19 protein-coding genes and 3 pseudogenes are annotated in these 22,613 nt (G+C 31.5%); 4 read left to right on the forward strand and 18 right to left on the reverse strand.

The features are described 5' to 3' along the window. Positions 1 to 73: 73 nt before the first annotated feature. The 7 genes and pseudogenes from NSS74_RS25985 to NSS74_RS26015 all read right to left on the reverse strand — a co-directional run bounded on the left by NSS74_RS25985 (position 74) and on the right by NSS74_RS26015 (position 7,474). Entirely contained in the window at positions 74 to 289 is a 216-nt protein-coding gene (locus NSS74_RS25985) for an alpha/beta-type small acid-soluble spore protein (protein ID WP_001167047.1), read from the reverse strand. A gap of 159 nt (positions 290 to 448) precedes the next feature. Next, positions 449 to 2,206 carry a methyl-accepting chemotaxis protein gene (locus NSS74_RS25990; RefSeq protein WP_340814583.1) on the reverse strand — a complete coding sequence of 586 codons (1,758 nt, stop codon included), beginning with the start codon at positions 2,204 to 2,206 and terminating at the stop codon, positions 449 to 451. 1,058 nt (positions 2,207 to 3,264) lie between these two features. After that, positions 3,265 to 3,675, reverse strand: a complete 411-nt coding sequence (locus NSS74_RS25995; RefSeq protein ID WP_340814584.1) for a hypothetical protein — start codon at positions 3,673 to 3,675, stop codon at positions 3,265 to 3,267. 406 nt (positions 3,676 to 4,081) lie between these two features. Next, complete coding sequence (gene hepT / locus NSS74_RS26000) at positions 4,082 to 4,495, reverse strand: type VII toxin-antitoxin system HepT family RNase toxin (RefSeq protein WP_326996835.1); 414 nt, start codon at positions 4,493 to 4,495, stop codon at positions 4,082 to 4,084. After that, positions 4,485 to 4,892 (reverse strand): type VII toxin-antitoxin system MntA family adenylyltransferase antitoxin, encoded by a 408-nt coding sequence (gene mntA / locus NSS74_RS26005; RefSeq protein WP_219375671.1) that lies wholly within the window; start codon positions 4,890 to 4,892, stop codon positions 4,485 to 4,487. Before mntA ends, hepT begins: the two co-directional genes overlap by 11 nt. Before the next feature lie 233 nt (positions 4,893 to 5,125). Then, a pseudogene (locus tag NSS74_RS26010) lies at positions 5,126 to 5,455 on the reverse strand (YxeA family protein). Positions 5,456 to 5,833: 378 nt separating this feature from the next. Then, entirely contained in the window at positions 5,834 to 7,474 is a 1,641-nt protein-coding gene (locus NSS74_RS26015; protein ID WP_340814585.1) for a S8 family peptidase, read from the reverse strand. A gap of 406 nt (positions 7,475 to 7,880) precedes the next feature. On the opposite strand from NSS74_RS26015, the gene tnpA reads away from it, so the two are divergent. The 3 genes and pseudogenes from tnpA to NSS74_RS26030 all read left to right on the forward strand — a co-directional run bounded on the left by tnpA (position 7,881) and on the right by NSS74_RS26030 (position 10,177). Then, complete coding sequence (tnpA, locus tag NSS74_RS26020; RefSeq protein WP_340814586.1) at positions 7,881 to 8,279, forward strand: IS200/IS605 family transposase; 399 nt, start codon at positions 7,881 to 7,883, stop codon at positions 8,277 to 8,279. Between the two features lie 34 nt (positions 8,280 to 8,313). Next, positions 8,314 to 9,393 (forward strand): annotated as a pseudogene (locus NSS74_RS26025) (RNA-guided endonuclease TnpB family protein). Between the two features lie 316 nt (positions 9,394 to 9,709). Then, positions 9,710 to 10,177 carry an RsfA family transcriptional regulator gene (locus tag NSS74_RS26030; RefSeq protein WP_002144287.1) on the forward strand — a complete coding sequence of 156 codons (468 nt, stop codon included), beginning with the start codon at positions 9,710 to 9,712 and terminating at the stop codon, positions 10,175 to 10,177. A 179-nt stretch (positions 10,178 to 10,356) separates the two neighbouring features. On the opposite strand, the gene NSS74_RS26035 is transcribed toward NSS74_RS26030, so the two are convergent. The 11 genes from NSS74_RS26035 to NSS74_RS26085 all read right to left on the reverse strand — a co-directional run bounded on the left by NSS74_RS26035 (position 10,357) and on the right by NSS74_RS26085 (position 22,314). Then, on the reverse strand, positions 10,357 to 11,631 hold the full coding sequence (locus NSS74_RS26035; protein WP_002068800.1) for an MDR family MFS transporter: 1,275 nt from the start codon (positions 11,629 to 11,631) through the stop codon (positions 10,357 to 10,359). Positions 11,632 to 11,739: 108 nt separating this feature from the next. After that, positions 11,740 to 13,113 (reverse strand): M28 family metallopeptidase, encoded by a 1,374-nt coding sequence (locus tag NSS74_RS26040; RefSeq protein WP_340814587.1) that lies wholly within the window; start codon positions 13,111 to 13,113, stop codon positions 11,740 to 11,742. Between the two features lie 131 nt (positions 13,114 to 13,244). Then, positions 13,245 to 14,180: an endonuclease gene (locus NSS74_RS26045; RefSeq protein WP_201055276.1), complete on the reverse strand. Its 936-nt coding sequence runs from the start codon at positions 14,178 to 14,180 to the stop codon at positions 13,245 to 13,247. 11 nt (positions 14,181 to 14,191) lie between these two features. Further along, the gene (locus tag NSS74_RS26050; RefSeq protein WP_012259912.1) at positions 14,192 to 14,869 is read right to left on the reverse strand and encodes a PIG-L deacetylase family protein; all 678 of its coding nucleotides are present in this window, start codon (positions 14,867 to 14,869) and stop codon (positions 14,192 to 14,194) included. A gap of 6 nt (positions 14,870 to 14,875) precedes the next feature. Next, complete coding sequence (locus NSS74_RS26055) at positions 14,876 to 15,565, reverse strand: WbqC family protein (protein WP_012259911.1); 690 nt, start codon at positions 15,563 to 15,565, stop codon at positions 14,876 to 14,878. A gap of 3 nt (positions 15,566 to 15,568) precedes the next feature. Then, positions 15,569 to 16,450 (reverse strand): peptidoglycan bridge formation glycyltransferase FemA/FemB family protein, encoded by an 882-nt coding sequence (locus tag NSS74_RS26060; protein ID WP_012259910.1) that lies wholly within the window; start codon positions 16,448 to 16,450, stop codon positions 15,569 to 15,571. An 11-nt stretch (positions 16,451 to 16,461) separates the two neighbouring features. Further along, positions 16,462 to 17,703, reverse strand: a complete 1,242-nt coding sequence (locus NSS74_RS26065; RefSeq protein ID WP_012259909.1) for an aminotransferase class V-fold PLP-dependent enzyme — start codon at positions 17,701 to 17,703, stop codon at positions 16,462 to 16,464. Further along, positions 17,678 to 18,601: an NAD-dependent epimerase/dehydratase family protein gene (locus tag NSS74_RS26070; RefSeq protein WP_340814588.1), complete on the reverse strand. Its 924-nt coding sequence runs from the start codon at positions 18,599 to 18,601 to the stop codon at positions 17,678 to 17,680. Before NSS74_RS26070 ends, NSS74_RS26065 begins: the two co-directional genes overlap by 26 nt. A gap of 6 nt (positions 18,602 to 18,607) precedes the next feature. Continuing rightward, positions 18,608 to 19,765 carry a DegT/DnrJ/EryC1/StrS family aminotransferase gene (locus tag NSS74_RS26075; RefSeq protein WP_340814589.1) on the reverse strand — a complete coding sequence of 386 codons (1,158 nt, stop codon included), beginning with the start codon at positions 19,763 to 19,765 and terminating at the stop codon, positions 18,608 to 18,610. A gap of 8 nt (positions 19,766 to 19,773) precedes the next feature. Beyond that, complete coding sequence (locus NSS74_RS26080; protein ID WP_219375664.1) at positions 19,774 to 21,102, reverse strand: nucleotide sugar dehydrogenase; 1,329 nt, start codon at positions 21,100 to 21,102, stop codon at positions 19,774 to 19,776. Between the two features lie 735 nt (positions 21,103 to 21,837). Further along, complete coding sequence (locus NSS74_RS26085; protein ID WP_219375663.1) at positions 21,838 to 22,314, reverse strand: GNAT family N-acetyltransferase; 477 nt, start codon at positions 22,312 to 22,314, stop codon at positions 21,838 to 21,840. 72 nt (positions 22,315 to 22,386) lie between these two features. Between NSS74_RS26085 and NSS74_RS26090 the strand changes: the two are divergent. Further along, positions 22,387 to 22,605, forward strand: a pseudogene (locus NSS74_RS26090) (transposase); the annotation flags it as partial. Positions 22,606 to 22,613 lie beyond the last annotated feature (8 nt).

Raw genomic sequence — 22,613 nt, forward strand, 5'->3', positions numbered from 1 at the left:
GTAAAAATTTTCACTATCCTCTTTAAAGGCAAATTAAAAAGGTATATCCCTTCCATGGGATATACCTTTAACTTTAGTGAATTTTATATTGACCAGATAACTGCTCTTGCGCCATACGAACTAAACGTTTTGTAATTTCTCCACCTACTGAACCATTTGCTCTTGCTGTTGAATCCGGCCCAAGAGTAACACCAAACTCCTGTGCAATTTCATATTTCATTTGTTCAATTGCACTTGCTGCAGCTGCTATTAAGATTTCGTTTGAATTATTATTTTCGCGAATTTGCATTTTTTAAACACCTCCGTTGAATTTGGTAATATCATGCTCTATTTCCAACAAAATATGCAAAAAAATTATTCGTTTAGCTATTTTACATATATACCTAAGCTTTCATCCCTTATGTGGGAATAAATAAAGGTATAGGTCATACCCATACCGTCTCCTATCCTACTTATTTTTGAATTCCCCTATTAACTCCTGTAACTCTTGGGAGAGCCAATTTAAAGAATTTACCAACTCTGCAATATCTTGTACATACAGTTCTTGCTCTTTCATACTTATCTCTACATTACTACTGCTATTCACATATGTATTTGCAATGTATGATAATTCATTTACAATCTGAACAATAGTTTGATTATCTTTTAAAATGTCACTTGAATTATTCGAAGTCTCTTTAATTTGATTTGTAACAGATTGTGCAGATTCTAAAATCTTTTCAAAGAAAGCATCACTACTTTGAACAAGTGTTATTCCTGATTCTATTTCCTTTGAACCATTCTGTATGGATCTTACAGCCTCCTCTGTTTCAGCTTGGGTTTCACCAATTAATTTAGCTATATCCCTTGCAGATGCCTCGGTTCTTTCCGCTAATATACGTACCTCATCCACAACAACTGAAAATCCTTTCCCCATCTCTCCAGCATATGAGGATTCAGTAGAAGCATTTAAAGCTAATAAATTTGTTTGATTTGAAATATTTGTAATTACAGTAATGATTTCACTAATTTCCTTAAATCGTGCTTCTAATGCATAAATACTAGAAGATACATTTTGAATTGAATCTCGGCTTCTTTTCATTTGATTCACAATTTGCTTAATCAAATCTTTTCCTTCTACAGAATGCTGTTCCATGTCTTCCGAAGCAGTCGCAACTTGTTTTGCAGCTCTTTTAATTTCTTCCATCTTACTTTCCATTTCTTGAACAATTCCTAAACATTTTTGCACTACATATTCATGAGAATGTGCTCCTAAATTTAATCCTGTAATAGCACTTGCAATTCCTTTAAAGGCTATGCTATTCTCTTTGGTACTTACCGACAATTCCTGTGAGGATGTTGAAACTTGTTCAGCAGTCTGCCTTACTTTATCTATAATCCTATTAAACTTTTTAATAGTGTTATTAAAATAGATATTAGTTATCCCTATATCATCAGACCTTTCATTCAACTTAATACTTAAATCCCCTTCACCAACTTTACGTAACCCTTCTTGTAAATCCTTTAAAGGCGATAGAGATTTTCGTGAGATGAATATTTGAATTGTAATTGCGATTGTTAATGAAATGATTATAAATAGTAAACCGTGCACTATAAATTCTTTCTTTGTAAGAGGAATAATAGAAGCGTCTAAATCCGCTGCAACAATTGCAATTATATTATTATTTTCATCAGTAATTGGCTCTAAAATTGTTACCCATGTACCTAGTACATCTTCATACACTTCTGTCATTTGTGCCTGTTTCGTTTTCATTACTTGGTCGTATGTCTTCTTCCAATGAGTAGGATGCTCATAATAGTCACCTGTTTTTACAGAACCTAGTTTTACAGAAACCGTATCTGCTAATTCTGTATCCAAAGCAACTAATTGTAATTCAGCTTTATCATTTAGCTTAGTCCCTGTAACATATGTTTGTCCGGCACTTTTCATATTTTTTATAGCTTTATCTAATTGCTCTGTCAATTTTTCTTTCTTCACTCTTTGTGCTGTAGGGTCTTTTGCTACATCTCTTACTATTTCTAGATCTAATTGATTTATTATTGTATCTCCTGTTTCAAAAGACTGCCTTTCAAATATAGACATCATACTATTTTGAAACATGTTAAAGCTTAACAACCCCATACTTCCCACAAGCGTTAGAATTACTACTACCGTTAGTAATACATTTTTCTGAAGCAACGATAGCTTATGCCAATATTTTTTCATTGATTTCACCTTTCTTATTTTCAACAATACAAAAACAAAGTAGTAACATATTAATAGGTTCTATTTATGTTATTAACTTGAACATGAAAATAGCATACTAGACATTTAATCAAACGTTCCAATTTTTTTGTTTGATAGAGTTTCTTTCCTTTTATACTGATAGTTTCACTATAATTAAAGCAATAATTTAACGAATCTAAGCATTTGTGTATACAAATACAAAAGCATGATACCATTGTGATTAGCATTAAAATGCAGCTAATTTTCAGCACTCTTTTATATAGCAGCACTAAAGAAATAATAGTTATGACACTTTTGAATAATAATGCTAAAGTTTAATTTCTATTTTTTGAAGCCAATTCTTATCTATTGTACAAATATCAGTTTTCCCATTTGCAATCTCATCTTTTATATATCCAGCTGATTTTGGAAATCTATTAGTAGGAAGACGTTAACCTTCTACTACTTCACCTTTTCCATTTGTACTGATACCTTCTAGATTATTTTTGTTAAGTGTTTGTTTTAAACAAAGACAAGAATTCCTAAGCCCTTATCTTTGGTTATCTTTATCTTGCACAACAAAAACAAACCGAACGGTTCCGTTCAATTTCCTATTTTATAACTATTTTCCTTATTTTTCTATAGTGTTTTAATATCCACTTGTACAAAGTTAGCCTAAACCCTTTTACCCTAATCCAATATATTTCTTCAATTATCTTAAAGTCATATGAAATAGCACAATCAGTAAATTCTTATTACGAAACTTTTGTATTAATAAATACTAAAGGACATACTCCTAAAATATAAGCCATGGATTTAATTACATTACGATTTTCATCAGTAATAAACGTACACATGTTAAACAAAAAAAGACCCAATTATTTATATCTCATTCCTTCTTTTAATATAAATCGACTGCTTTTTTCTTAAATTCTACTTCATCAGTGGTGCTAATTTTACTCATAGAAAAATCCCCTCCATAGTAAACAGGTTAATGTGTTTTCTTTATCCTATCTAGTATAAGGGGAGTATAGCATAGCTTCTTTTTTGTAAAAGATCTAAGATTCTAGTGCAGTAATTAATTGCTGACGTTCTTTATCTCTAAAAATTTTAATTTCATGTTTAAACTCATAATTTCCTTCTTCAAATCTAACCCATTCCTTACTTGTCCAATATACAACATCTACATTTGCATCTAAAATTACAGAACATATGTCTACTAATTCTTCTTCGTAAAATGGCGCTTCTTTTGCTAGTTCAAAAGCTAGTACGTTTGGATCGTTACTTTTAATTTGAAGTTCCCTTGAAGTTTGCCCTAAATACTGCCATGGAGAATGTAGAGATTGTACATGGGAATTTTGAGTTTCTTTAAGCTGTGATGAAGAATGTAGTGTTGCAGCAAATGTAGGTATACTCACTCCTATTGTTGCGCCTAAAGCAATAGAACCAATAATAAGTTTTTTAATCAATTTTTCAGCCCCTTTAATTATTTTGGATATGCTTCATTTTTATACTACGTTTATGTTTGTGTAAATGAAGATGATTTGACATGATTCATCATTTTTCTCAAAAACTGTATATTAATTAACTGTTGTAAATTTACCAAAAACAAAAAAGTTTCCTTATGGAAACTTTTTTTGTTTTTGGTATACATTATATGTATAAAAATTAGTTTTAAAAATATTTACTTATTTGTTGATAAAATTGTATATGGATATTGCTCCTACTATTATCTACATACATTTCATGCAAAGATTCACTTCAACATGAACAAATTCATCTTATGACCGCTTTTCTTTTTACGAAATTTAGTAATTGTTTCAATAGCTGGTATAAATTACTTTCTTTCTCAGCTCTATTATTTTGTTCTTTCGCCTAAAATTCCAATATCCCCATTACTTCTTTCGTAAATAGTTTAAAATCAGTTAAATGTTTTTCAATAATTTGACGAACAATATCTAAATTTACACTTTGATAATCATGAACAGCAATATTACGAAATCCAACCATCGCCTTTAACTTATTTGCTAGATCAGCGCTAAGTAATCCTGCTGTAACCAGCAAATCAAAGGCCTCTCGACTCGATTGAGGTAATCCTAATTTTTTCCCTGCGACAATATGCATTGCTAAATCAATACTTGCTTCGCAAGCTCTTTGTATGTTCAATATTATAGAGTCTTGCTTAGTATAATCCTCTAAATTATCAGGATCATTTCCATATACATCTTGAATTCTTTTTAAACAACGCTCTATTGTAGAAATTTTATTCAAAATAACCTCATTCTTCATATATAGAACCTCTTTTCTTTATATCATCAAATACTATCTGGCGTTCCTCATTCAATTTTGAATACATTTTTAAGGTTTTCATTTCAAAAATAACCTTACGTTCTTCATCCGAACAAAATATTGTCTTTCCTGTATGTATAATCTGAGCTTGAAAAACTGTAGAAGCTTCAGATAAATCAACTAAATCAACATCTCTATTAACGCTGTTTGCTAACTCCTGTGCTAATAAAAAACGTTCATAGTTCCCTAAAGTTGTGTCACTTAAATAAGCTATATCAATATCACTATCTTCCCGTTCTCTGTTCTCAGCCGTTGATCCAAACACAATTATCCAATAGGGATTCACCGTCTCTTGTAATTTTTCTATAATAGCTGTAATCATGCTTTGAAAAATCATTTAATTAATCCCCCTTATTATACTTGAATTTTATTATATCATAACCATTACGAAATCCATTAAGCTACAACAAATACATAAACAAAATTAAGCCTTCTTAGTACTTAAAGCACCACAAAATTACGTGCTTATTCCTGTAAAAGCAAAAGACCGACAATAACTGTCAGTCTTTCGCTTTTGAAACTCTAAAGAAATAGGGGATATATTTCTCTAACAATGGCGTCTTTTATATGTTAATTCACCTTTAATTTTTCTTTTACTTTTGTAGGGAGCTCGTCTTTTTTAACCTCTTCCCAAGATTTCACACCTTTTTCCTCAGAGTAATATATAAGTAAAAATGCTTCTTTACGAAGGTTTTTTAACGCTGTAAACTCCATTTCTTTCTTTTCGCCATCCTTATCAAATCCAGGTAATGTATATTGTTAAGTCGTATCCCCATTTACATTTTTCTCTTTTAATTGTTCACCATCCTTGGTAATTTGCACATAATATGTATCTGTACCAAGACGGTTTAAGTTACAACCTGTTAATAATACTGTAAAGAAAACAACAACACTACACATAAACAAAATTCATTTATGTGACACTAACATTACGCTTTTTGTAAGATCATAAATATCATTTACAGATTTCGCGATGTGGGGAAGCTCATATCGGACTTTAGTCCGCCTTTAGGCATGGGATGAAAGTATCACTTAAGCACTGATACGGTTTATAACAACTTAAACGTATATGCTAAAATAGGAGCTAACAATTATGTGAACTCTTATAAAAATAAATAGAAGTCATTTTGAAAAAATTGATTAAAGCATTTTTCTCTTTTAGTTAAAATTACAACAAACAGGCTCTTATGCTATTACACATAAGAGCCTATCTCACTAGTATCATAAGCAACTAGTTACATAAGATTCCTTTATACTAAATAGAAAGTATTTCTACAATTATTCTGGGAAAATGAAGTTAGAGTTCCCTTCACTATTAGCGGAATCCTCTTTCGGGAATGTAATATTAGTTCCTTCATTCCCTTTATTTATTTCTTGTTCCTCTGGAAATACAATGGAAGAATCATTGCTTAAGTTTGGCGAAAAGCCAAGTTTAGATACAATGGCTTTTAAATCAGGTAAAACACCAATTTTATCAGAGGCTGGATCATTGGATTTCGTTCCTGTACTAGGATCACTTAAAATATCTCTAAGCTGGCTTGGTGTATATACTTTTCCCAGATTAGTTTTTGTAATTCCTTGAATTGATGCAGCAGCACCAGCAATGATAGGTGATGCACTAGATGTTCCACTAAAGCTAGAAGTATATAGATTTGTCATAAATTCACGTGGTTTAGCATCTGTTGTATCCACTGCATTCCCCCATCCATATACATCTACCCTACTACCATAATTAGAGAAATATGAACGTTTATGAGGGACCCTTGCAGAAGCTGCTCCAACCATAATCGCCCCTGAATCTTTGAAATCAGGACTATTACGATTTAAAACTTGTTTACCATTACGGTCTCTAAATTGATCCAAGTCATTTCCGCCGTTTGCACCTGCTTCAATAATAATAATTCCCTTATTTGTTCCCAGACGAATTGCATCAAATATATCCGGTTTTACTTCTACAGGAAGATAGTTCTTATCTCCATATCCTTCATAAGTTGCTTGAGCTTCTAATAAAAGAATATCTCCAGCTTGCATATTGTTAACCGCACTTAATATAGCATCAGCTGTATTATACATACCGTTGTCTCTAATCTGAGATACAACCTTTACCTTAGCTTTTGGTGCAATCCCAATTCCACCTATTTTATTATCTTCTGCAGAAACAATTCCTAAGACTGAGGTACCCTGATCATGGTGTTCACTCTTGTTCTGTCCGGACATCAATTCGATCTTCTGATTCACTAAATCTTCATGACTAAATAACCAGCCATACTCCATATCTACAAAAGTTGTTCCTTTTCCATCTCCACCTTTTATACTCCAGGCATAAGGTGCATTGATTCCTAATGGTGCTGGTTCAAGGTAACCTTGCCTTGTAAGTCTAGGTTCATCATATGGATTAACTGATAAATTGGATAAACGCTCTTCAGGTGGAGCTTCTTCTTCCTGTAAATATGCCGTTTCAACAAGAGATGATTTCTCAAATTGTACAAGCAATGCTTGTACATCAATATCACCTTGGGTTTCTACAATATAATAGTTTAGCAAATTAGAAGAAATATGATCAGAGTCTTTTATTTCTTTACCTAGATTTTTAATTTCTTTAGGATTTAAAGAACTAAAAAGTCGATTTATAGTTACATTTTGATATTCGGCTAAAATTCCAATTAATTCAGGGTCTTGTTTTTCTTCTTTAATGAATTTTTCTATCCCATCCTGATATGGCAAATTTGCTTCATTTTTAAATTTCAAAATTAATTGTTTAGTAACTTGCTTATGTACAATAGAATTCAATTGCTTATTTGAATAATCGTAACTAGCTGCGTAGGCAACTTCTGATTTTTCACTTGGGAGTAGTCCACCCACCCCATTAAATGCTGTTAATGCAATTGAAGAAACTAGAATTCCCTTAAAAATTTTCAAATCGTGCACCTCTTTTAATTTATATATAATTATAAAAAACTATAGATTACCTAACTTCTTTTTTATACAAGCGTCTTATATTTAGGGTTATATTTTCAACTCCATTCATTTTTTTATATTCACTTATATATCATTAATACAACTAGTTCATGCCATCAAATCTATTACTTTAGTCGCATAGCTGTAATCAGTATAGTTACAACCTTAATAAATAGTCAACCTTATTTTTTATGCAATTTCGCATTTTAACGAATTCCTCGAAAGAATTCTCCTTCCTCAAGCGCGTGAAGGGCGTAGCCCAGCGGTAGGTGGGTGATGAATTTCGGTTTGGCGTAGCCAAAAGGCTTTGCTTTTTATTTTGCCTCTGATATAATCAGTCTTATAAAGTATAAGGGCTGGTATATCAATGAAATTAGATAGTAATAATCATTCAGTGTTCTTATTGTATTATCATCTGGTGTTGGTCGTAAAATACAGAAGAAATGTGTTTGATGATGATATGTCAGATTATGCAAAAGACATGTTTATCAGGTTATCCGAGAATTACAACATAACACTGGTAGAGTGGCATTATGATGTTGACCATGTACATATCTTGTTCAAGGCACATCCGAATACAGAAATGACAAAATTCATTAATGCTTATAAAAGTGCAAGTTCTCGACTAATCAAGAGAGACTTTCCACAAGTGAAAACGAAACTTTGGAAAGAGATGTTTTGGTCAAGAAGTTTTTGCTTACTAACTACTGGTGGTTCGCCAATAGATGTAGTAAAGAAATATATTGAAAATCAAGATAAAAAGTGAGGTGAAATGATATGACAAAGCATATAAATTCCGTTTGTATCCAACAGAAGAACAAGCATATCTTATGCGTAAAACCTTCGGTTGTGTACGTTTCGTGTATAATAGAATGTTAGCAGAACGGAAAGAAGCGTACGAAAAATACAAAGATGATAAGGAACAACTAAGGAAACAAAAGCCTCCAACTCCCGCGAAATATAAAGCAGAATTTGAGTGGTTAAAAGAAGTTGACTCATTAGCTCTGGCAAATGCTCAACTACACTTGCAAACTGCCTATAAGAATTTTTTTAGTGGTCAAAATGACTTCCCAACATTCAAAAGTAAAAAAGACAGAAAGTCTTATACAACGAATGTAGTAAACGGAAATATTATGTTGCTTAATGGTCATATCAAATTGCCAAAACTGAAAATGGTACGTATCAAACAGCATAGAGAGATACCACAAGATTATATGATCAAGTCATGTACGATTTCTATGACACCTACTGGTAAATACTATGTGTCCATCTTGACTGAATACGAAAAAGAGATTGTACAAAAAGAAGTAGAAACAGTTGTTGGATTAGACTTTGCGATGGATGGATTATATGTTAGTTCTGAGGGTGAGAAAGCCAATTATCCTAAGTTCTATCGTAAAATGTTAGACCGATTAGCAAAGGCACAACGAGTATTAGCAAGATGAAATAAAGGTTCTGAGCGTTGGAATAAACAACGTATCCGTGTAGCTAAGTTACATGAGAAAGTAGCTAACCAACGTAAGGATTTCCTTCATCATAAGTCTAAAAATTTAGCTGCTAATTTTGATGTTGTAGCTATTGAAGACCTAAACATGAAAGGAATGTCGCAAGCACTTCATTTTGGAAAAAGTGTCGCTGATAATGGGTGGGGTATATTCATTTCTTTCTTAGCTTATAAACTAAACGAACAAGGAAAACAACTTGTGAAAATAGACAAATGGTTTCCTTCCACAAAAACATGTAGCAGTTGTGGGAATGTAAAAAATATGACATTGTCTGAACGAGTCTATTCTTGTATATGCGGTGTAAATCTCGATAGAGATTATAACGCAGCTATCAATATCAAAAATGAAGCAATACGCCTATTAGCGTTAGCATAAATGGCAATAAAATAACCTTTGGAACAAGGGAGTTAGCTCGGCTGTCTTAGGACGAATTCGTTAGCTATCAAAAGTAACGACTAACCGAGAATCCCCCACTTCAAACAGTCCGTTAGGACGTTAAGTGGCGGGTAGTTCACAGAGTGTATACTTCTATCAACTTACTCCTAATTATTTTAATATGAGTCTTATTCTCCTCATATTAAACCGATCTCTTATTTAAGTATAAAACCTTTACATTTTAAGAGAAGTTGGGCTTCTATCATTTTAAGTAATTGCATATATGTAATTAAAGGCATATAAGGGGGATTGAAAAATGGTAATTTCAAGACAAGATTCCTGGACTAACGATAACGATTCACTTCTCGCAACAATAGTACTTCAAAATATTCGTGACGGTGGAACACAATTAGCTGCATTTAAAGAGGTAGCTAAGCAATTAGCTAGGACACCTGCTGCTTGCGGATTTCGTTGGAACTCATGCGTACGAAAACAATACGAAGAAGAAATACAACAGGCTAAACAAAATCAAAAAACTGGAAATAACAAGTCCCCCATCCAACAGACAAAAGAAACAAGCTCTTTATCTATTACATTAGATGACATTATTATCTTTCTACAAAATTATAAAGAAGTGAATGAATTGACAAATTTACAAAAGCAAATTGAATATTTAGAAGCAGAGAATCAAACCCTTCTACAACGTTTAACTATGTATGAAGAAGAGTATCATATGCTACTTAATCATATTGATAAGACAAGAAATCTGATTGTAGTCGACTAAGAAGAATCAAATTAATTTTTATTATATTAAAACCGTAGCCTGTCAAAATTACTATGTATGAATTAACTTCAATACATTATAAATGATAATAAGCAAAGCGCACGTTTATTGTTAATAAACGTGCGCTTTACTTAATTCATAAAATAGAAATTTTTTTCAACTTGATAACACTTTTAAAATTAAGATGTTTGTTTTATAGGTATCTGTTTACTTCTATTCTCAACAAGTTTATCTAATAATAAGTAAACAAATCCAGACATAACACATCCCACACCTAAGATTGTAAATAATATATGCCCTAGAAGATGCTCCAGTAATAAACCGCCTAAAAGAGGCCCTAATATATTACCTGTAATCCACTGCAGATTAGCGGCTCCCATATAAGTACCCCTCAAATGTTCTGGAGCTAAATTAGCAACGAAAGTCATTTGGACAGGTGACATAATCATTTCTCCTAAAGTATAAACTGTATAAGCTATTAATAATGAAACTAAAATAACTAAATCGTTTGTGTTTATTACTTGAAACCACTTTGGTAACCATCCTATTGCCAAAAGACCAATACCAAAAAGAATTGCGCCATATAGCATTGATTTCCCAATCGATTTGTGAGTTAACCATTTTGAAATGGGAAATTGAAAAAAAACAACTAATAGGCCATTTAACGTCATTAAATATGGAAATGGATTACTATTTCCAAAAATCATTGTCTTCTCATTACTAAAATGAAGCGGTAACATACCTTCCGATTGCGAGAATCCCATAAATATAATGATTCCTGTAACTATATAGAAAAGTAATATCCTATCCCTTATAACAACTCTTAATGTGGATCTTATTGAATTTTCAGGTGTTTCTTCATGTATCATGACATTTTTAGGTTTTGTTTCCTTTAAAAACAGTACCATTAATATTGTATAAAACAGCATGGTTCCAGAAGTAATCAAAAAGATGACATCTTTTGATACAACTACAACTGCTGCGCCAATTATAGGACCTATCGCTGCTCCTATATTATGAGCCATTCTAAGTAATCCATATGCCTCAGTTCTTTTTTCTGGTTCTGTTACATCCGTAACCATTGCAGATGCGGCTGGTTCAAAAAAAGAGTTACATAACCCTAAACCGATAGATAAGATTGCATATGCTATAAAACCATCTATGAACAAAAAAAACAGCATTAATAACCCATTACTGGCCATAGAGAGTACCATAGTTGGTTTCCGGCCATAAGTATCTGCTATATGTCCTCCAATTAACGAGCCTATACTTGCTGCAATTGGAGATAAAGCTATGATCACACCTACCTCAAGCAAAGAATCTACTTTATCCTTTAAATATAATGCGAAAAATGGCATTAACATCATCATTGCAATACCATTTAAAGCTTCTCCAATAAAGCGAATCCATACATTAAGGTCCATCCCCTTGAACTCTTTCCATGTACTTCTCATATATACCTCACCTATGCTCACTGTATATTTTTTATTACGTAAAGAGCTTTATAACACTTTTACCAAAATCTAAATTTAGCAAAATAAGCTACGAATTCATAAAAATACTTATCTTTTGATAAAATAATATAAACTCGTACCAATAATCTCCAGTGCATCTTGCATACGTTGAGCCGAGATGTTCTCTAAAACGGTATCTTGAGGTGTGTGGAAAACCCTTTCAACATGATAAATAAGAGGATCCCAACTCTCTACATCCATCCATATAAATAAAGCAGAGGGAATTCCAGCTTGATTAAATGGTACATGATCACTAGAATCAAACTTTCCAGTTAACACAACCGATTTCCTCAATTCTTTACTAGTAGCTACAGCAGTATTTGTTACTTCATTTTGAGAGCCATCTAACGTCATTGCATATAAATCCTTAGCCTGATGATAACTTGTTGCAATCATATCTGCATTAAACACTCCTCGAATACGTGTTTTGTCTTTAGCAGATAACTGATTAACATAATGATAAGCTCCTAAAGATTCATTTTCTTCCGCTCCAAAAGCAATAAATTGAATTTCTTTATTAGTCTCTATATCCTTAAAATTGTAAGCCAACTCTAATAAAAGCCCTACTCCAGAAGCATTATCGTTTGCTCCAGGTGCCCCGATAACACTATCATAATGAGCACTCATTATTGCTACTTCCTCATCACCTGTCGTATGTTTAGGCTTTTTTTTCGCAATAACATTTAATGAGCGCAAATTTACTTCTTGCTTTGCCTTTAAACTGACTACATTTTGATTATGTAATAACTTTTCTTTCATTCTAATCCCCTGATTATAGGCAAGTCCAAATACAGGTATCGATTGTTCCTTTTTTAAAATTGGATTAAAAGCTTCTCCATAGTTCCCTCTATCCCCAATCGTACTATATAACAACACACCTTTTGCTCCCTTTATCGCTACATGCTCAACCTGTTCATTATATTTTTCAATAGTATCGGCTTGTTCTAATAATACTATTTTCCCATGGATTGACTCAGATAAACTATTAATATTGGTCTCTTTTCCTATAAAAACTACCGAGCCAACCACCGGATTTTTAGATATAAATGCATTAGATGCTGCCCCAACCTGCCAATCTTTTTCCCCATACATACTAAAAGAAATACTTCCAATATATTGATCAGGTACAGGAAGTGCTTGATATTCAACCTCATACCCTAATTTCTGCAATGTATCTCCAATGTATTTAGCTGCTCTATGTTCTTGCATAGTCCCACTTGGCCGTGGACCAATTTTTTCAGAAAGAAAACGTATATGCTCAATGGCACGATTAGCACGAACTTGTTCTGTCACAGGAGAATACAGATTATTATTAACCATAGCATTTACTTTTACTGGTTCTCCATATGGATTACTAAAAAAGAAAAGAAATAGAATTCCAAAACTTACAATGTTTTTTGGGGTAATAGTTAATTTTTTCATTTGTCCTCCCTTTTATTAGGAAACATTAATAGTAAAACCTTCCCTCCTAACATACTTATTTAGAAGAAAAGGTTCATTAAAATCATCTCTAACTCAAATTACTTGTTATGATATTAAAGCAGTAACTCTTTTTATATCTTTAAAAAATTCGAGTTTGCTTGTATGCCAGTAATATTCTTTTGGAACCAATTAAGAGTCTCCCATGATTTCACTCTATTTGTGTAATCAGTCTCCTGTACTTCGAATACAATTCCTATATTTCTACTTGAAACTTGATTATTTACTTTTAATAAAGTTTCATGTAATAAATTTTCGTTAATAGAACCATTAGTCGGACTTTCTCCCTCAAAGCAGCGTACCTCACTATAAGGAATCGTCAAATGTTTAAAAGAACTAAAATGTAAATGTTTGATATGATCCATTAAATTTATATACTTATGAAAGTCTTTATACTCAATTTCCTCTTGTCTTAATAATTTAGAAATACCTAGACGTGTAAGATAAGTGATAGACCAATGGCATATATCCCACGTTATTCCAACATTAGATAAATCTAAATTTACCAAGTCATTAAAATCTTCTGGGTATACAAATATAGGATCAAAGTCATCACCTAAGTTTCCAATGATGGGTAAGTTTTCAACACCTATCCATATATTGGTTCCTTTTATTTCCTCATCTATCATTTTAAAGAACTCTATAATTCTTTTTCTATTATCAATAAGATTATACTTTTGAAATTCTGCTATGTTCATAAATTGATTAGCATGAACTGTTATACCTGCTGCGTTATATTTTATAGCAAGATTAATAAACTCATATAACTGTTTTTTTATAAATTCACTATTTAAATAGTCTGCATTATCAGTTGGAAAATGCAAGGTTAATAAAGATGGATTAAGTGTTTGAACAAAAGAAAGTACATCTGAAAACTTTGTTGTATATGACTTATCATGTAAAGATTCTCCATCAAAAATATTTGCTTCTAATCCATAACCTTGTTCAACCCATTTTAAATCAATTTGTTTGCTATCTAATCCAAAGAATGGTACCTGCGGTATTAACATATTCTCTTCACCTACCATGTTCCTCTTACTAACATAAATGCTTCAGCCGCTTTATATCCTGACTTTGCTCCCCATACAAAAGCATTGTGCTTCATTGCTTCTATTGAACGTGGGTGAGGAAATTCCCTTAACTCCGATTCATAATGTTTCATCGCATTTAATTTTGTCTCCAAATGTTCTTCAATATTTACGAAATAATTGGGAAGAAACTTATCTTTCTCATTATAATTCCACTCAGTAGAAGATAAGGTTTCATATGCAAACACCCATTTAATATTACTATTTGGTAGAGGTCGTGTAGCTGTCATCACTGCTCTATAAACAACAGTATGATCGATATTTATATCTCCACCGTATTGAGTATAAATAATCGTAGGGTTTATTTTATTAATGTGCTCTTCAATTTCTTTTACAACATCTAGTAATGGCAATGTATCAAGACGATTATCAGGAAAATCTAACCTCGCAAAACTTGTTACACCAAGTGTAGTACATGCCCCCTCCGTTTCTTTATAAGACAGGCTCTTAACCTCTAAATCTAGTTCTCTGTATTCTTTAGATCTCGAAGATTTCCCCTCTGCAAGGATTACAACATGTACATCATCACCTTGTTCCACGTGTTTTGCTATTGTTCCACCAACACCAATAATTTCATCATCCGGGTGCGCAGCAAATACAAGTACATTCATATGATTTTAAACTCCTTTAATTAATTTTTCTGTTTCCTCTGGACCACAATTTAATAAAACATCTAGCATAGATAAATGCGGTATAAACTCTCCAAATAACTGTGGGTAAGAATACTCTCTTATCCTTTGGTATATGATTTCTATATTTTCATGCTCAAAATCACTTTCTATTAAATAATCTTGACCTAAACTTCCAGAATAATAAGTATTGGCATTAAACTTTTGACAAAGCTCTAATACAAAATCACTTTTTTTCCCTGTAATCCCCTCTAGCTCTGATGCATAATATAATTCCGTATCAATATTTAATTCTTGAATAATAAAATGAATAAAGTTCATATTCATACTATTGAGATTATCCCATTTTTCTGAATAAAAATTTTCTAGATAATCCTTGTATACATTGAAATAGGGCGCATTAGAGTAATTAATTCTTATTGTCTTCCAATGCTTTCGCTCCCAATCTTGTGTATTGTCTATCTTTAACTTATTCAATGGGATTTCTTTATAATTTTTCATTTGCATCGGAACCGTTAACCAGGATACTCCTTGGGAAGTTTTAATACGATTTCTATTTAAAAAACCTTTCTTTTCAAATTGTGCTATATCATGAAATACAAACACATCCGATTTATGAATTTTTTCAAAAAAACCATACCAAGGTAAATAACTTGGTTGGTGGCCACTAATAATCATAGTTTAAATCCTCTCTTTTAAACAAAAACATTTTTTCAAAACTGCTCCCCAGTATATCTTTGGTCTAGCAATCCCTTTATTATGTGAATATCCTAAATCCGCATACTTTAATTTATTATGAATTGCTAATTCAAACGCAACATTTAGTAGTAAGTATGAAGATTGTGTATTTTTCCCTTTGATATTATTAATATTAATCCAGTAATATAAAACTTGTTTATCCATTATAAATATACTGGAACTAATTAGTTCTTCTTCTAAGAATGCTCCTAAGAAAAGGATCCTTTCTTTTAAATTAATAAATAAATAATAAAAAAACTCTCTACTAAATGAATAACTCGCTCCTATACTGTTATTATGTTCCTGATATAAATTGTAAAATTCATCTAATTCTTCTAAGGCTATAGGCCGAATTTCAACATTCTGTTTACGGGCATATCTAACACTTGTCCTAGCTTTTCCTGAACACGATGTCCATAAATCCTCAAAATTATTTGGTAGATCTAACATATAAGTTTCTTTATACTCCCACTTTTCATCACTATAACTTTGAAAAGGATTTATTGTTATAGGTAATAAAAGTTTTTGAATTTTATTTTCAAACTTCCTATTTATTATCGATTCATAAAATGCAAAATCTATTTTATCTTGGCCAATGATTACAGGGCCTCCATAACCAATTAAACTTCCCAGCACCCTACCATCCTGTACATATATAGGAGATAAAACTACTGTATCCCTTGTTTTAATTAATACTGGAAAAAATTGAACACCAGGTAATAATTCCATTAATTTTCCCCATTCATAACAATGGAATACAGAACCATTATATTCTTCCATACAAGCATCCCAATATTGGGCATCAGTACATATTTCGATTTCCATATAATCACCTTTTACTTCTTTTTCTCTAAATATATTAGAATTTGACTACATATATACTTAAGGTCTTTTTTCCTTAACGGATATTTAAAAGGTATTGATAATACTCTTGACCATAAAAATTCTATATTTTCTGACTCAGTGGCGTACTTGGAAAATATAGGGATTTCACTTAGAGGTAGATAATTCCAACAAGTTTGTATTCCTTTTCCAGCCAAATATACGGAACATTCATATCTATCAGATGGTTCTTTGAAAATAATAGTGAAATAGTTCAAATATACATTCTGAGCTGAAAATATAATCTTTACCCCGTACTTTTCTTCAATTGATTGCAGCATCGTATAACACAAACTAGCATTATATATATTAATTTCTAAAATCTTTTTCATTCTCTTTAAGTGTCTATCAATTAGCAATGAACGTAATGTGGACATTGTTTTTGGATATATAACTTCCGTTTCCTCTGGCAAAGAATCCAATTTGCTATCATTATAGGAAGGAAGAATTCCTAACTTTTCCCAATAATCAGTAAATAAACTCAGTAGCCTATTCTTCTTGATTCTTAAAGCTAATTGCGTTTTGAGGTGGTTTTTATAATCTAAAAACACTTCTGCCTTCTTTTCTTCATCCATGTCACACAAGTCATTTACCGTACGATTAAGAAGTAACGCTCCTCCCCCTATACTCGGGATGGGTTTAGTTCCCCCAAAACTTAAAATTCCAATGTCACCTAAACTACCAATTGATTTTTCATTTTGATAAGAGAACATTGCTTGTGCTGCATCATCAATTATATAAATATCATTGTCTCTGGCCCAATTAATAACTTCTAAATCTTCATGACATCCATACACATGTGTAAGAATAATTGCTCTTGTATTTTCATTTGAATATTTTTTTATTTTATTAAGAGAAAGTGAGTAATCAGTAGTCAAATCAATTAATACAGGTTTTGCTCCTACTGTTAATACAGCCTCTATTACATTAGGACAATTAAAATTTGATAAAATTACTTCATCCTCTTTTTTTATGTTTAGATACTTTAACCCTGCTACTAATGCCGACGAACCACTATTAGTTAATATAATTTCGGAATTAGGGTAGAGAGTTTGTAAACTCTCTTTTAGATTAGAATGATTGGATCTATATATACTTTTCAAAAAATATATATGATCAAATACACTCCAAAAAGAAGGATATATTGGATACTTAATTTTTTTAGGATTTTTAGGATATAGATACTGTGTTTCCATATTTCTCCTCTATTATTTTCTCTAATCCTCTATTTAATGAAATAACCGGCTGATAGTTTAATAATAATTGAGCCTTCTCTATTGAAGGTATTCTTCTGAATATTTCAATATTAGAATCTCTTACTCCCTCATCCCCTAAATTAAGAAATTCAATTTCACTTTTGTTTCCCATTAACTCATTGATTTTTCCCGCTAATTCCTCCATAGATATAGGCTTGTTATTTCCTATATTAAAATCAGCAAAATTCTCTCCTTCATATTCAAATGCTAATATAGTTCCGTTAACAATATCGCTAATATAACTAAAGCATCTAATTTGCTGTCCGTCCCCATAAATAGTAATATTTTCGCCGTTATGAGTTTGTTTTAAAAACTTAGAAATCACAAAGTTATCATTTTGTTGTGAACCGTATACATTAAAATAACGTACCACTCTGACTTTAAAACTATCATTAGCATATTCTTTCAAAAAATCTTCTGACATTAATTTAGCTTTTCCATAAGCTGATTTGGGAATTTTGACATCATTTTCTTTAAACGGAACACTCACACCATCCCCATACACCTCGGAACTAGAAGAAAATAATAACTTATCTATTCCATTTTCTATACAAACTTCTACAATATTTTTCGTGCCTTCAAAATTCACCCTTACTACATCTTCTTCATTTGAACGGCAATTATCAACACCTACTAATGCAGCTAAATGTATGACCCCATCCACATTAATAAGCTTTTCTCTTAATGTCGCAATATCTAAGATATCAATTTCTTCAAAAGGAACATCAATACTTGGTTTAAATTTATCAAATATAATTACTTCATAACCTCTTGCTATTAACTCCTTTGTAACATGTTTACCAATAAATCCACCGCCACCAATAACTCCTATCTTCATAAATATTTACCTCCCTACCTTTAATTGGTATAAACTTTTTAAAGATGTAACGATATGTTCAACCTCATTTTCTGTAAGTGCACTATACAATGGTAATGAAATAATTTGATCAAATACTTCTTCTGTTTTGGGTAAATGTACATTAAATCTCTCTTGATAATATGGATGCATATGAACGGGAATAAAGTGAACACTCAGCCCAATATTTCTCTTTTTCATTTCTTGAATCATCTGATCTCTACTGATAGGAGAATTAGGATTAATCTTTATAACAAATAAATGCCATGCATGTTTTATACTTGGATTGTTTACATAGTTAGGTAATGTTATATACTCTTGGATTTCTTTTAATTCTTCCTGGTATATTTCCGCTATTCTCTTTCGTTTTTCAATCATTTCATCAGCTCTTTTTAACTGACTAATACCTAAGCTAGCTTGTAGATCCATCATGTTATACTTAAATCCAGGTAATAGAACATCATAACGCCAACTTCCTTTTTCGCCATAACGATTCCATGCATTCTTGGTGATACCATGCCAGCCATATAATCTAGCTTTTTCAGCAATCTCCTCATTTTTAGTAACTAACGCTCCACCTTCACCTGTTGTTATATTTTTGGTAGCATAAAAACTAAAACAAATAATATCTCCATGTGTACCAATCAAGGTATTATCATATTTAGTCCCTAATGCATGCGCCGCGTCCTCTATCAAAAATAACCCGTGTTCTTTACATAGCTTTTGAAGTTCTTGTAATTTGGCTGGGTATCCAGCAAAATGAACAGCAATAATTGCTTTAGTTTTTTTAGTAATTTTTCTTTTAACATCATGAAGATCAAGACATAAATCCTCTTCATCTATGTCTACAAATACTGGTTTTGCACCTACATGCATAATAACGTTTACACTAGAACAAAAAGTAAAACTTGGAACTATTACTTCATCTTCTACTCCAATTCCCAAAGACAATAATGCTAAATGCAATGCGGCAGTCCCTGAATTGCAACTTACTACATGTCCAGTATTTAGATATTCTTTTAAACTCTCTTCAAACTCTATCACTTTTGGCCCCTTTGAAAGCCATCCAGACTTAAGAGCACGAATAACTCCCTCAACATCTTCATCATTTATTTCTGGTCGATAAAAAGGAATAAATTCTACCATATAATCACCTACAAACATATAATATTTTTTTTATATATTGACTGATCTTTTAATATGTTTCTTGTATCTAAAATTAAGCAATTTACTCCATTGAGTAAATTAAAATTAATGCAATCATGATCCGTATGAACAATAATTAAATGGTATTTATTTAATGCATTCGTAGTTAAATTAATAGATTTTTTTACTTTATGATTGTCCACAATTAGCTCCTCAATAAATGGATCATGATAATCGACGTTATACCCTTCTAACATTAAACCATTCATAATATCCAAAGCTGACGATTCTCTGGCATCGTTAACATTTTTTTTATATGCTACGCCAATCATAAGAACATTCTTTCCATCTTCATCTTGTAGTAACTGTAATGCCCTTTTAATAATATAATTTGGCATATTTTCGTTAATCTCTTGTGCTACATCAATCATTCTTGTTGCCAAATCTTTATTATTTGCAATCCACTTAAAATATATAGGATCAATTGGAATACAATGTCCTCCTACACCAGGACCTGGATAGAATTTTTGAAATCCAAACGGCTTAGTCCCAGAGGCATCAATTACTTCCCAAATATTAATGTTTAATTCATTACATATTTGTGTCATTTCATTAATAAAAGCAATATTTATAAAACGGTAAGTGTTTTCTAATAACTTCGCTGTCTCTGCCACTTCTGGACTACTAACCTTATGAATCCCCTTAATTAGGTTACTATAAAAGGCTGCAGCACAATCTGTACAATTAGGCGTAACTCCACCTACAATTTTAATAATATCTTGGATTGAAAATGACTTATTCGCAGGGTCAATCCTCTCTGGAGAGTATGCTACAAAAATATCTGTACCAATTTCAAAATTAGTTTCATGTTCTAATTTATATAAAATCTCTTCTCTTGTTGTACCTGGATAAGTAGTACTTTCTAGGATAATTAATGTACCCTTTCTAATGTATTTGACTAATTCATTAACTGCTGAATGAATATATGTTAAATCTGGTTGTTTACTATCTTTTTCTAAAGGAGTAGGAACACATATAACAACAACATCACATTCATTTATATAATTCATTTCTGTACTAATAAAAAATCTATTTGTATGTAAAGCGTCTTGAATTTCAGTATCCTGAATATCACTGATATAACTTGTTCCACACTCTAATTTTTCTATTTTAGTGAGGTTTTTATCGAATCCTCTTACCGCATAACCTACTTCTAAACATTTAAGAGCCGATGGTAGTCCAACATATCCTAGACCAATATACCCAATACACGCACTTTTATTTACAATTTTTTCAACTAATGTTTTTTTAATTTCATTATTTAATACAGTGACCATTACTTATCACTTCCCTAGAAATTTGATATTAAAATTCTTACCAGTAAAAGATAATTGCGCGTTATGAAAGCCCATAGATGTACGTAAATGATTGAATAATGAAACAAACTAAATTATTAACACTATCATTCCTCCTCATTAGTTGCACATTTAGATTTATAAAAATGATCTAGAATTTCGATGTATTTTATATATCTATAATATTCACATGTTATTTTATGGGATTCAATCGTTTTTTTCCTTATTTTTACTTTCTCAATGTAGAATAAATTTTATTTTTATAAAAATATTAATCTAAAAAAACCTATATTCTTATATCGTTAAAACAACATAACACTTGTTATAGCTGCATTTATTAAGAACCTCCCTCAAAAAAGAAAGAATTTCCTCTCTTTTAATTCGAAAAATATAACTCATCAATTTGTTAATAAGAGTATTAACTTATTATTAACTGTAATAAATTTTACTGTTTTTACTTTTTATTGAAATTAATAGAAAAACATCTATCTGAATAATAAAAACATTTTGAAATATTTTAAATTCACACTATAAAAGATATACCTTTTCTAAATATAAAGTTGCATTAAAAGAATTTACAATTCGATTCCAGCCGTCTCACATACTTCATTTTTTAATGAAGGGTTAAGGTTTACATTATTCAAAATAAAAAATCGTAACATCTCATCAATCAACTGAGAGTTACGATTTTTGATATATGATTACTTTTTAATTTTTTTATAAATATTGCGTTAACCTAATCATATCTATACATTGAATACCGTTTTCATATATTTCCTCTTCATAATTGCGTAAGAAAAAATCCCTATCCACATTTGTTATTCTAAACCCACATTTTTGATAAAGGCCTAATTGCATTAAGCTAGAATTTCCCGTCCCTATTTCTATGGTTTTATATTTCTCTTTTTTAGCATAGTCTATAGCAAACCCAAGCAAATATTTCCCATACCCTTTTCCCTGTTCTTTTTCAGAAACTGCTATATTTATAATTTCAATTGTTTCAGGACGAGTAGGAATTAAAATCATAATACCTACAGTAATAGCATCCTTTTTCAAAACAAAACAGTCCCCTTGTTTAAGGTATCCATTAACTACTTCTGCTGAAGGATCAGCTAGTAATAATAACTCCAGTTCGTCTTTACTAATGCTTGTACTTTTTTCAATACTAATTTCATCCCAATTATTTAACTTCATTTTCAATAATCCCCCTTTTAACTACTATATTAAATGAATTCATTCTCACAAGACAATATCAACAGTCATTATAAAGATATTGCTAGAAAAAATAAGCTAACAGCTACAGGGAAAAAGCTGTATAAAGTACGCTGTTCAACTATAGAGCGAAGCTTTGCAGACGCTAAAGAACTACATGGCTATCGATACGCTCGGTTTCGAGGGCTGAAGTCTGTCCAAATGCAGGCTTACCTCACCGCCGCTTGTCAAAACATGAAAAAAATAGCCCTCCACTTAACCAAAAAGGGGTTGGTGGAGGG

It is taken from the genome of Bacillus sp. FSL E2-8868 (assembly GCF_038005505.1).
GTDB lineage: Bacteria > Bacillota > Bacilli > Bacillales > Bacillaceae_G > Bacillus_A > Bacillus_A mycoides.